The sequence below is a fragment of the Micromonospora sp. NPDC004551 genome (assembly GCF_040609975.1).
Lineage (GTDB): Bacteria > Actinomycetota > Actinomycetes > Mycobacteriales > Micromonosporaceae > Micromonospora.
Genome location: NZ_JBEXLM010000008.1, coordinates 203,015 through 214,752, shown reverse-complemented (window position 1 = coordinate 214,752; position 11,738 = coordinate 203,015). Strand labels below are relative to the sequence as shown.

Genomic DNA, 11,738 nt, shown 5'->3' with positions numbered 1-11,738 from the left:
CTTCCTCACCACCGACCCTGCCCGCCGCCTGTTGCGCCCCCGTTGCCCACGGGTGAAACGGCGGGACCGGTCAGGTGATGGTGGTCACGGGCGGCGCGCCGACCAGGTCCAGCCGGTCACCGAGGATCACCGCGCCGGCCCGGACGAGCTGGGCGAGCCGGTCGACCTCGGTCGAGTGGAACGCGGCCGCGGCCAGCGGCTCGCTGTGGTCGCGCGCCACCACCAGCACCAGGCCGGCCCGGCCGAACGGCGCGACCGCGTAGTGGTGGCCGTCGGGCGTGGTCATCGACCGGGCCCGCAGCGGGGTCACCTCCGGCAGCCGGGGCGGGACCGGGGCGCGCCAGCTCGCGTGGCCGACCGTCGCCCCGCCGGCGCCGCCGCCGCGCGCGGCCCAGTCCAGCGGGACCATCGCGGCCACCGCCCAGTCCGCGGCGAGCAGCCCGGGCACCGCGTCGACCAGGGTGGCGACCCCGTCGGCGGGGTTCGCCGCGATCTGGGCGAGCAGCTCGGCGTCCTGGCCCGTGGTGGTCGGCGCGCCGATCGCCCGCCACACCCCGTCCACCCGGACGCCCGGGATCGCGGCCAGGCCGGCGAGCAGGCGCTCCACCCGCGCCGCACCCGGCCAGACCACGGTGAAGTCGTCCACCGCCCGGCCGCCGAGCCGTTCCAGCACCACCACCTGGACGATGTCGGCGCCGGAGACGCCGAGCGTCCGGGCCACCTGGCCGAGCGTGCCCGGCCGGTCCGGCAGGGTCACCCGCACTCTCAGCAGCATGTCTGGTCCCTCCGCTCGGCGGGCCGGCCGTGGCGGCCGGCAGGCTGGGCCCCAGCCTGCCGGTTGACCATTTCGCCCCCGTTGCAGCGGCATGTCCCGCCGGGAACATCCCACCTTGACAACAAAGCTGAGCTGCCATCAACTAACCCGATGACCGATCCGGCCGTCGACGCACCGCAGACCCCGACCGGTCCGGCCCCGCGCGGCCTCGACCTCGACCGGCTGGCCGCGTATCTGGACGAGCACCGGCCGCGGCTGGCCGGGCCGCTGTCGGCGCGACTGATCGCCGGGGGCAAGTCCAACCTGACCTACCTGCTGCGCGCCGGCGACCGCGAGGTGGTGCTGCGCCGGCCGCCGCTCGGGCACGTGCTGGCCACCGCGCACGACATGGCCCGGGAATACCGGGTGATCTCCGCGCTCGCCCCCACCGCGGTGCCGGTGCCCGGGGCGCTGCTGCTGTGCGCCGACCCCGACGTGATCGGCGCGCCGTTCTACCTCATGGAGAAGGTCGACGGCGAGGTCTACCGGCGGCGGGAGCAGACCGACGCGCTCACGCCCGGGCAGCGGCGCGACCTGGCCTTCGCGATGATGGACACCCTCGCCGGCCTGCACATGGTCGAGCCGGCCGCGGTCGGGCTGGCCGACTTCGGCCGCCCCGACGGCTACCTGGCCCGGCAGGTCCGCCGGTGGGCCGGCCAGCTCGACCGCTCCCGCAGCCGCCCGCTGCCCGGCATCGACGAGCTGCGGGACGCGCTCACGAGCAGCGTCCCGGAGGGCGCGAACGCCGGGCGGATCGTGCACGGCGACTACCGGCTGGACAACCTGCTCGCCACGGTCGAGCCGGTGGCGGTGCGGGCGGTGCTCGACTGGGAGATGGCCACCCTCGGCGATCCCCTCGCCGACCTGGGGCTGCTGCTCACCTACTGGGACGTGCTCGGGGACAGCGACAGCGCCGAGGGCAACCCGGTCGCCGACGGCATCGGCCCGCGGGCCGGCTTCCCCACGGGTGCCGAGCTGATCGACCGGTACGCCGGCCGCAGCGACGTCGACGTCGGGCCGCTGCACTGGCACGTGGCGCTCGGCTGCTTCAAGCTCGCGGTCATCTGTGAGGGCATCCACTACCGGCACACCCTCGGTCAGACCCTCGGCGGCGGCTTCGACCGGATCGGCGAGATGGTGGCGCCGCTGGTCGAGCACGGGCTGCGCGCGGTGCGGGAGAAGTGACGGACGCTCCGGAGCGGGACCCGCGCCGCCGGCCCTGAGCGCCTCAGGCGGAGGCGCGGTGGATGAGCTTCGTGTCCAGCAGCACGTGCGGGCTGGACAGCTCCTCGCCGCGGATCCGGGAGACCAGCAGCCGGGCCATCTGCCGGCCCATCTCCTCCACCGGCTGGAAGACCGTGGTCAGCGGCGGCTCGGCCTGCCGGGCGATCGGGGCGTCGTCGAAGCCGACCACCGCCACGTCCTCGGGCACCCGGCGGCCGGCCTCGCGCAGCGCCCGGAGCGCGCCGAAGGCCATCAGGTCGGAGGCGACGAAGACGGCGTCCAGGTCCGGGCAGACCTCCAGCAGCCGGCGCATGCAGGCGGTGCCGCTGCCCTCGCTGAAGTCCCCGTACGCGATGAGGTCCGGGTTGAGGTCGACGCCCGCGGCCCGGACCGCCTCCTTGTAGCCGGACAGCCGGGCCAGGCCGGCGCCCATGTCCTGGGTGCCGGCGATGGTGGCGACCCGCCGCCGGCCGCGCGCGAAGAGGTGCTCGACGGCCTGCCGGGCGCCGCCGACGTTGTCCACGTCGACGAACCAGGCCGGCTGGGCGTTGGGGTGCAGCATCCGGGCCGGCCGGCCGCCGAGCACCGTGGGCAGGCCGCGCTCCTCCAGCAGGGTGGGCAGCGGGTCCGCGTCGTGCAGCGACAGCAGCAGCACGCCGTCGACGTGCTGGTTGGTCAGGTGGTGCTCGACCCGTTCCCGCTCGATCTGCGACTGCGCCATGGCCAGCCACAGCTGCATCGGGGTCTCCAGCAGCGCGGAGCTGACGCCCCGGACGATGCCGGCGAAGAACGGCTCGGTGAAGACGCGCTCCCCCGACTCGGAGACCACCAGCGCCACCGAGTCGGTCCGCTGGGTGACCAGTGCCCGGGCCGCCCGGTTGGGCACGTACCCCAGTTCGGCGATGGCGGCCTGGACGGCGGCCCGGGCCTCCGGGCTGACCTGCGGCGAGCCGTTGACCACGCGGGAGACCGTGCCGCGCCCCACGCCGGCGCGGGCCGCGACCGCGTCGAGGGTCGGGCGCCCGAGCGACCGCGTGCGCTGCGTTGTCATCGTCTGTGCTCCTCCGACATCGGGCGGGCCCGGCACCTGTGAGGCGCCGGCGCCGGGCCGCCCGTCACTGGCTGGCCCAGCCTATTGTGCGGCCAGGCCGTTGCGTCGGATCACCTCGGCGTACCACGTGGCGCTGGACTTCGGGATTCGGACCTGGCTGTCGTAATCGACGTAGACCATGCCGAAGCGCTTCGTGTAGCCCCACGCCCACTCGAAGTTGTCCATGAGCGACCAGGCGAAGTAGCCCTTGAGCGGCACGCCGGCGCTGATCGCGGCGTGCGCGGCGCGCAGGTGCGCGTCGAAGTACGCCAGCCGGTCGGGGTCGTCGACCCGGCCGTCGACCACCGCGTCGACGAAGGCGGAACCGTTCTCGGTGACGTAGAGCGGCAGGTCCGTGTAGTCCCGGTGGACCCGTTCCAGCGTCTCCAGCAGGCCGGGGGCGTCGATCTCCCAGTCCATGTCGGTCACCGGGACCCCCCGGGTGACGAACCGGACGTCCTGGCTCCCCGGCCAGCACGAGGGCGCCCGCCAGTACGCCTCCGCCGCCCCGGTCTCCGCCGGCGCGGCGACCACGTACCGGCTGTAGTAGTTGACGCCCACCATGTCCAGCGGGGTCGAGATGATCGCCAGGTCGCCGTCCCGGACGTGCCCGAAGTCGGTGACCTTGCGCAGGTCGGCCTTCAGGTCCGCCGGGTACGCGCCGCGCAGCACCGGGTCGAGGAAGAACCGGTTGGCCAGCGCGTCGATCCGGCGGGCGGCGTCGGCGTCCGCCGGCGAGCCGGTGGCCGGGGTGACCGGGTAGAGGTTGACCGTGATGCCGAGCTGCGCGTCGGGGCGGGACGCCCGCAGCGCCTGCACGGCCAGCCCGTGCCCGAGCATGAGGTGGTGCCCGGCCCGGACGGCGTCCGCCCCGTCCGACCGGCCGGGCGCGTGCACGCCGGAGCCGTAGCCGAGGAAGGCCGAGCACCACGGCTCGTTGAAGGTGGTGAAGTACTTCACCCGGTCGCCGAGGGCGTCGGCGACCAGCTGGGCGTAGTCGGCGAACCGGGCGGCGGTGTCCCGGGCCGGCCAGCCGCCCGCGTCCTCCAGCGGCTGGGGCAGGTCCCAGTGGTAGAGGGTGAGCCAGGGCTCGATGCCGTGGTCCAGCAGCTCGTCCACGAGGCGGCGGTAGAAGTCCATCCCCTCCTGGTTGACCGCCCCGGCCCCGCCGGGCTGCACCCGCGGCCAGGAGACGGAGAAGCGGTAGGACTTCAGACCCAGGTCGGCCATCAGCCGCACGTCGTCGGGCATCCGGTGGTAGTGGTCGCAGGCCACGTCGCCGGTGTGGCCGGCCACCGTCCGCCCCTCGGTGTGGCTGAAGGTGTCCCAGATCGACGGGGTGCGGCCGCCCTCGGCCGCCGCGCCCTCGATCTGGTACGCGGCGGTCGCCGCGCCCCAGAGGAAGCCGGGCGGGAAGGTGACTGCCGCGCCCTCGTCGAGGACTCCGACGGCGGGCGGGCTGGCTGGGTTGCTCACGACTTGACGGCGCCTTCCATGATTCCGCCGATGATCTGGCGGCCGAACAGGATGAACACGATGAACAGGGGCAGGGTCGCGATCAACGTACCCGCGAAGATCTGCGAGTTGTCGGCGAAGTAGGCGGTGTTGAGGCTACGGAGGGAGATCTGCACGGTCGGGTTCGCGGGGTCGGCCAGCACCACGAACGGCCAGAAGAACTGGTTCCACTGCTCCATGAACGTGAGCAGGCCGAGCACCGCGGCGGCGGGACGCAGGGCGGGCGCCACCACGTGCCAGTAGACCCGCCAGGTCGAGCAGCCGTCCACCCGGGCCGCCTCGATGAGCTCGTTCGGCACGGCCTGCTCGGCGTACTGGCGCATCATGAAGATCCCGAAGCCGCCGATGAGGAACGGCACGGTCACCGACGGCATGGTGTTCAGCCATTCGAGCTTGGCCATGAGGATGTACAGCGGGAGCACGCCGAGCTGGATCGGCACCATCATCGAGGCCAGGATGATCAGCAGCAGCGCGTTCTTGCCGCGGAAGCGGAGCTTGGCGAAGGCGAAGCCGGCCAGGGAGCCGAAGAACACCGTGGCGATGGTGATGGTGCCGGAGACCAGGAACGAGTTCAGCAGGCCCTTGACGATGTTGGCGTCGCCGTTGTCGAGCACCCGCTGGATGTTCTCGCCGAGCTTGCCGCCGGGCAGGAACGGCGGCGGCCAGGAGTTGGCCGCGTCGTTGGTCCGCGAGGCGATCACGATCATCCAGTAGAACGGGAAGAGCGACAGGATCACCCCGAGGACCAGGCCGAACCAGGTGAGCGGGCTGGCCTTCCAGAGCCGCTCGGCCTGGTGGGTGGCCCGGACCGGCGCGTTGGGCCGGGCGGGTGGGCGGAGCGTGGTGGTCGTCATCTCGTCACCTCACTTGTCGGAGCTGATGCGGCGGGCCAGCAGGTAGTTGACCGTCGACATCAGCGCGATGAGCACGAAGAGCACGAGCGCGACCGCGCCGGCGTAGCCCCACCGGAAGCGCTGGTTCATGACGTCGAGCAGGTACATCGTGATCGTCTGGAACTGTCCCTCCGAGCCGCCGGAGAGACCGCCCGAGCCGCTGGTGAACAGCAGGGGCTCGGTGAACAGCTGGAGGCCGCCGATGGTCGAGATGATCAGCGTGAAGATGATCGTCGGGCGCAGCTGCGGCACGGTGATCGACCAGAACTGCCGGCGCCGGGAGGCGCCGTCCAGCGCCGCGGCCTCGTACATGTCCTTGCTGATGGACTGCATGGCGGCCAGGTAGATCAGCGCGTTGTAGCCGACCCAGCGCCAGTCGACCATGGTGGAGATGGCGAACCAGGAGGCGAACCGGTTGGCCCGCCAGTCGATCGGGTCCAGGCCGATGCTGTCGAGCACCCAGTTGACCAGGCCGAAGTCCTTCGCGTAGATCATCGAGAAGATCAGCGCGACCACGGCGGTCGAGGTGATGATCGGCATGGCGATGGCCATCCGGAAGAAGGTCTGCGCGCGCAGCTTCCGGTTGAGCGCGTTGGCCAGCACCAGCGCCAGCAGCAGCTGGGGCACGGTGGAGAGCACGAACATGCCGAACGTGTTCACCACCGCGTTCCAGAACTGCGGGTCGTCGGTGATCAGTTCGACGAAGTTGTCCAGCCCGACGAACGAGATCGTCGAGTTGAGCGGGGACCGGTCGGTCAGCGCGATCCACACCGTGTACGCGATGGGGTACGCGCTGAAGACGGCGAAGATCAGGAAGAACGGCAGGACGTAGAGGTAGGGCGAGTACCTCAGGTCGAGCCGGGTCAGTGAGCGGGCGCGGCGGTGCGCGGGACGGGCGCGGGACGATCCGGGATCGGGCGGCGCCGCGGCGTGCAGGTCGAGGCTCATGGGGAGTCCTTCTCCTCGGCCGGCGTCACCCGCCCACACGGGCGACGCCGGGGCTCTCCGGGCAGCGCGGGTGGCGCCGACAGCGGGGCTGTCGACGCCACCCGCGAGCGGGCCGGCCGGATCACTTACCGGCGGCCGCACCGTTCTTCAGCGCCGCCTGCCACTGCTCCTCGGCGGTCTTGCCCTGCTCCACGGCGCGGAGGCTGTTCTCCACGGCGGTGCGGACCGCGTTGTTCTTCGGGCCGAGGTAGACCGGCTTCAGCTCGCTCGCGCCGGTGGCGAAGATCTTGCCGACCGGGGCCTTGCTGAAGTAGTCGTTGGTCGAGTCGGCCACGACCGGGTCGGCCAGCGCCTGCGGCGAGGAGGGCAGGTTGCCGACCTTCTTGAACGCCTCGGTCTGACCCTTCGCGCTGGTCAGGAACTTGGCCAGCTCGGCGGCCTCCTTCTGGTGCTTGCTCGACTTCGGCACCGCCAGGAAGGAGCCGCCCCAGTTGCCGCCGTTGCCGGGGGCCTTGGCGATGTCCCACTTCCCGGCCGCCGCGTCACCGGCCTGGCCCTTGATGACACCGGTCATCCAGGCGGGGCAGGCGATGGTGGCGAAGGTGCCGTTCTTGAAACCGGCGTTCCACTCGTTGGAGAAGGACTGCAGGTTGTTCGACAGGCCGGCGGCGATCATCTTGGTGGTGAGGTCGTACGCCGACTTGATGTCCGGGTTCTCGCTGATGACCAGCTTGTTGCTCTTGTCGTAGTAGGTGTAGCCGGTGCCCGCGCCCGCGGTCTGCATGAGCACCACGTTGTAGAAGTTGGTCGCCGAGTCGACGAACTTGTGCTTCTTGTCGGCGGCGGCGAACCGCTGGCCGGCGGCGATGAACTGGTCCCAGGTCGGCCAGAGCGCCCCGACCTGCTCGCGGTCGGTGGGCAGGCCGGCGGCCTTGAACAGGTCGCTGCGGTAGCACAGCGCCATCGAGCCGACGTCGGTGCCGAGGCCGAGCACCTTGCCGTCCGGCGTGGTGCCCTGCTCCCACTTCCACGGCAGGAAGTTGCCCTTGAGGTCGTTCGCCCCGTGGTCGGCGAGGTTCACGAACTTGTCGGACTGGGCGTAGAACTGGACGATGGTGCCCTCTTCCAGGGCCACCACGTCGCCGGCGCCCGATCCGGCGGTGATCTGCTGGGTCAGCCGGGTGTTGTAGTCACCGAGGCCGAGACCCTTGCCCCGCTCCTGGATCTTGACGTTCGGGTGCTCCGCTTCGTACTGCTTGTACAGCTCGTCGTAGCCGAAGCCCTGGTCGCCGAAGACGTCGACGACCAGGGTCACCGGGCCACTGCTGCCGGTGTCGCTGTCCGACGAGTCGTTGCCGCAGGCGGTGGCGGCGGCGAGCACCGCGACGGACGCGAGCGCGATGGCCGCGAGCCGCCGGCGGCGGATTGGGACGCTCATCCGAGACCCCTCTTTCGGTGGTGAGGCGATATCTGTGTGGTGGGGGGGTGCTGTCGCGCCTCCGGCCGCCACCGGCCCGAGCCGAGGGCGACCCCGGGAGCGGGGCAGGGATGAGACCCACGCCACTCGCGGGAGCGCTCCCATGAGATTGCCGGGACGTGTCAGGGGTGTCAATAGACCGATGGGAGCGTTCCCATTTCGTTACCGCAACGGCCCCCGGCCCGTTCCGGCGGCCGGCCGGGACGCGGTCAGCAGAAGCGGCGCAGCAGGGTGGTGGCCCGGTCGGCGGCGAAGAAGTCCGGCTCGAACGCGGCGCCGGCCCACTCCCGCATCATCCGGTGCTCGGCGTGCCCGGGATCGGCCAGCGCGGCCAGCAGGACCGCGTACCCGGCCGGGCCGCCGACGTCCTCGGGCGGGCAGGCCCGCTCCCCCTCGACGCAGACCGGGTAGCGCTCGTCCGGGTCGGCCGTGCACACGTCCTCGACCACGAGGTCGTGCTCCCACCAGTCGCCGAAGTCGTAGGTGTAGCGGAACCGGTCGCCCTTGCCCACCACCGCGTCCAGCCGGACGTCCAGCTCGTCGCGGAGCGCCAGCTCGCCGTCCGGGTCGGGCTCGCCGTACTGGCGGCCGTCGATCTCGAACGAGTGCAGGTGGCAGTCGCGCCAGCCCATCGCGTGCTGGACCACCCGGTGCAGCCGGTCCAGCGTGTAGCCACCGGGGACCAGCACCCGCCGCCACACCGGCGGCCGGACCCCGGCGAGGGAGACCTTCAGTTGGAAGATCTGACGCGACATGCTGTCCCATCCTTCCCCGGCATAGGCTGCCCACATGATCTGCCGAGCGTGCCGGGAGCGGCGGCACGACGACTGTCCTGGTCGGAAGTGGTGCGACTGCCAGCACCGTACCCCCGAACCGACCCCTCCGGTCACCGGTCCGGCCGGCGAATGAGCGTCGCAACCCCGATCGAACGGATCTGGCCGGCGCCCGTCACCGGGCCCCTGGCCGACCCGGAGCTGGCCGCGCTCTACGGCCGGGCACCGCACCCCCACCTGCGGGTGAATTTCGTGGCCAGCGCCGACGGTGCGGTCACCCTGGACGGCTACTCCGCCGGCCTCTCGGGCGAGCCGGACAAGCGCGTCTTCGGCCTGTTGCGGATGCTCTGCGACGGGCTGGTGGTGGCCGCCGGCACGCTGCGCCACGAGGGCTACCGGGCGGTCCGGCTCGGCGAGGCGCGCCGCGCCTGGCGCCGTGAGCAGGGCCTGGCCGAATACCCGACGCTGGTGGTGGTCTCCGGCTCGCTGGACCTCGACCCGGCCCAGGCGTGCTTCGCCGACGCGCCGGTCCGGCCGCTGGTGCTCACCCGCGCGGCCGCCGAGCCGCCGCCCGGGCTGACCGAGGTGGCCGACCTCGTGCGCTGCGGCACGGAGCGGGTCGACCTGGCCGCCGGCCTGGCCGAGCTGCGCCGCCGCGGGCTGGGCCAGCTCCTCTGCGAGGGCGGCCCGCACCTGTTCGGCGCGCTCACCGCGGCCGACCTGGTGGACGAGCTGTGCCTGACCGTCGCGCCGCTGCTCGCCGGCGCCGGCCCGGGCCGGATCACCGCCGGGGCCGGCAGCGCGCCCCGGCACCTGCCGCTGCGGCACGTGCTGGCCGCCGCCGACGGCGTGCTGATGCTGCGCTACGCCCGCGACCCGGGTGGGGCGCCACCCGCCGGCGCCGCACCGGCCGCCTGACCGGGCCCTACCGGGAGGGGTACGCCCACGGCCGGCGCGGGGCGGGCGTGCCTGCGCCCGCCGCGCGGGGTCAGCGCGCCGGCGGCAGTGCGTCCGGGAGACCGAACGCCGCGACGTGCGCCGCGCCCACGAACGAGGTGATCCCGGCGATCCGGTTCCCCCGCAGCGTCAGCACGTCGACCGACCACGGGAGGTACGGGCCGGCGCCGCCCCGCCGCAGGTAGCCGGCGACCGCCGGCTGCCCGTTCGCGCCGGTCGGCACGTGCCGCCAGCTGCCGCAGGCGCCGAGCGGCACGGCCAGGGCGAAGTCCCGCACCGCCGCGAGGCCCCGGTACCAGTGCGGCATCGGCGGCATGGACCAGGTGACGTCCTCGGTGAGCAGGGCGACGAGGGCGTCCGCGTCGCCGTTCTCCAGGGCGGCGGTGTAGCCGGTGACGACCTCCCGCAGCCGGACGTCGTCGAGCATCCGCAGGGTGCGCTGCTGGGTCGCGGCGGGAACCCGTTCGGCGAGCACCCGCCGGGCCCGCGCGAGCGCCGAGTTCACCGACGTGGTCGAGGTGCCCAGCATGGCCCCGATCTCCGCGGCGGAGTAGCCGAGGACGTCGAAGAGCAGCAGCGCGGCCCGCTGGTTGCCCGGCAGGTGCTGCACCGCGGCCACGAAGGCCAGCTCGACGGCCTCGCGCTGCTCGTACCGCGCGCCCGGCGCGGCCGGGCCGGCCGCGAGACCGGTGTCCGGGTACGGGCCGAGCCAGGCGACGTCGTCGAGCGGATCGCTGTCGGTCACGGCGCGCTCGCTGGCCGGGCCGAGGTCGACCGGCAGGGCCCGCCGGGCGCGTCCGGCGATCGCGTCGAGGCAGACCCGGGTCGCCACGGTGTAGAGCCACGACCGCAGCGAGCCGTGCCCGGCGAAGGTCGGCAACCCGCGCCACGCCCGCACCAGCGCGTCCTGGAGGGCGTCGTCGGCGTCGTGGACCGAGCCGAGCATCCGGTAGCAGTGGGCGTGCAGTTCCCGGCGCAGCGGCGCGACGAGCGCCGTGAAGGTGGCCTCGTCGGCCGGGGCCCGGTCGGACGATCCGGCGGCGGTCGAAGAACTGACGCTCACGACCGACGATTCTGCCGCAGCGCCGGAGTCAGGAAGGTGAAGGGCTCGCTCACCCACGACTCCGGAGGACCCGATGAGCAGCATGTCGACCGCGCCTGTCACCACCGGCACCCTGGCGGTGCCCGACGGGCGGTTGTACTACGAGGTACGCGGCCGGGGCCCGCTCGTGGCGCTGGTCGCCGCGCCGATGGACGCCGACGCCTTCACGCCGCTGGCCGACCTGCTGGCGGAGGAGCACACCGTGCTGACCACCGACCCGCGCGGGATCCGCCGCAGCGTCCTGCACGACCCGCACCAGGACTCGACCCCCGAGCTGCGCGCCGACGACGTCGCCCGGCTCCTCGCCCACGTCGACGCGGGCCCGGCCGCCGTGCTTGGCTCCAGCGGCGGTGCGGTGACCGTCCTCGCCCTGGCCCAGGCGGCTCCCGCCGGGGTGCACACGGTCGTCGCGCACGAACCGCCGCTGCTCGGCCTGCTGCCGGACCGGGCGGAACTCCTGGCGAGCGAGGACGACATGATCGCCACGTACCGCGCCGGGGACCGGCTCGGCGCCGGGCGCAGGTTCCTCGCCGCCGCGAACATCCACCTGCCCGAGGAGGTGGTCCTCGGCATGTTCGGCGGCGAGCCGGACCCGCAGGCGGCCGCCGACGAGCACTTCCAGTACCTGCACATGATCCGGGGGACCACCCGCTTCCGGCCCGACGTCGACGCCCTGCGCGCCGGCCCGACCCGGGTCGTCGTGGGTCTGGGCGAGCGGTCGACCGGCGAGGTCTGCGACCGCACCTCGCGGGCGCTCGCCGCGGCGCTGGGCACGGCGCCGGCGATGTTCCCGGGCGGGCACGTCGGCTTCGCCGAGGACCCGCCGGCCTTCGCCGCCCGGCTGCGCGAGGTGCTCGCCGGCTGACCCCGGGACGGCGACGGCGGGCGCGGGACGCCGCCGACGGCGTACCCGCGCCCGCCGTTCGGAGCGCGGCCGCCCGGCGT

11 protein-coding genes are annotated in these 11,738 nt (G+C 73.3%); 3 read left to right on the top strand and 8 right to left on the bottom strand.

Annotated elements, in window-relative coordinates; all coding sequences use genetic code 11:
• Window positions 1-70 precede the first annotated feature (70 nt).
• Complete coding sequence (locus ABZW14_RS13015) at window positions 71-775, bottom strand: amino acid-binding protein (RefSeq protein WP_355344429.1); 705 nt, start codon at window positions 773-775, stop codon at window positions 71-73.
• Between the two features lie 150 nt (window positions 776-925).
• Here ABZW14_RS13015 and ABZW14_RS13010 point away from each other — a divergent pair, with 150 nt between their 5' ends.
• Entirely contained in the window at window positions 926-1,999 is a 1,074-nt protein-coding gene (locus tag ABZW14_RS13010) for a phosphotransferase family protein (protein ID WP_355344426.1), read from the top strand.
• A gap of 43 nt (window positions 2,000-2,042) precedes the next feature.
• Here the strand turns inward: ABZW14_RS13010 and ABZW14_RS13005 are convergent, their stop codons facing one another.
• From ABZW14_RS13005 to ABZW14_RS12980, 6 genes are all read right to left on the bottom strand, one after another.
• Window positions 2,043-3,089 carry a LacI family DNA-binding transcriptional regulator gene (locus ABZW14_RS13005; protein ID WP_355344423.1) on the bottom strand — a complete coding sequence of 349 codons (1,047 nt, stop codon included), beginning with the start codon at window positions 3,087-3,089 and terminating at the stop codon, window positions 2,043-2,045.
• An 81-nt stretch (window positions 3,090-3,170) separates the two neighbouring features.
• A complete protein-coding gene (locus ABZW14_RS13000; protein WP_355344420.1) occupies window positions 3,171-4,604 on the bottom strand; it encodes a GH1 family beta-glucosidase in 1,434 nt (477 codons plus the stop codon).
• Window positions 4,601-5,497 (bottom strand): carbohydrate ABC transporter permease, encoded by an 897-nt coding sequence (locus tag ABZW14_RS12995; RefSeq protein WP_355344417.1) that lies wholly within the window; start codon window positions 5,495-5,497, stop codon window positions 4,601-4,603. Before ABZW14_RS12995 ends, ABZW14_RS13000 begins: the two co-directional genes overlap by 4 nt.
• Window positions 5,498-5,506: 9 nt before the next feature.
• A complete protein-coding gene (locus tag ABZW14_RS12990) occupies window positions 5,507-6,484 on the bottom strand; it encodes a sugar ABC transporter permease (protein ID WP_355344414.1) in 978 nt (325 codons plus the stop codon).
• 121 nt (window positions 6,485-6,605) lie between these two features.
• Window positions 6,606-7,922 (bottom strand): extracellular solute-binding protein, encoded by a 1,317-nt coding sequence (locus ABZW14_RS12985; RefSeq protein ID WP_355344411.1) that lies wholly within the window; start codon window positions 7,920-7,922, stop codon window positions 6,606-6,608.
• A 248-nt stretch (window positions 7,923-8,170) separates the two neighbouring features.
• Complete coding sequence (locus ABZW14_RS12980; protein WP_355344408.1) at window positions 8,171-8,716, bottom strand: plasmid pRiA4b ORF-3 family protein; 546 nt, start codon at window positions 8,714-8,716, stop codon at window positions 8,171-8,173.
• A gap of 150 nt (window positions 8,717-8,866) precedes the next feature.
• Between ABZW14_RS12980 and ABZW14_RS12975 the strand changes: the two genes are divergently transcribed.
• Window positions 8,867-9,652: a pyrimidine reductase family protein gene (locus ABZW14_RS12975; RefSeq protein WP_355344405.1), complete on the top strand. Its 786-nt coding sequence runs from the start codon at window positions 8,867-8,869 to the stop codon at window positions 9,650-9,652.
• A 70-nt stretch (window positions 9,653-9,722) separates the two neighbouring features.
• On the opposite strand, the gene ABZW14_RS12970 is transcribed toward ABZW14_RS12975, so the two are convergent.
• The gene (locus tag ABZW14_RS12970) at window positions 9,723-10,754 is read right to left on the bottom strand and encodes a sigma-70 family RNA polymerase sigma factor (RefSeq protein ID WP_355344402.1); all 1,032 of its coding nucleotides are present in this window, start codon (window positions 10,752-10,754) and stop codon (window positions 9,723-9,725) included.
• A gap of 73 nt (window positions 10,755-10,827) precedes the next feature.
• Between ABZW14_RS12970 and ABZW14_RS12965 the strand changes: the two genes are divergently transcribed.
• The gene (locus tag ABZW14_RS12965) at window positions 10,828-11,658 is read left to right on the top strand and encodes an alpha/beta hydrolase (protein WP_355344399.1); all 831 of its coding nucleotides are present in this window, start codon (window positions 10,828-10,830) and stop codon (window positions 11,656-11,658) included.
• Window positions 11,659-11,738 lie beyond the last annotated feature (80 nt).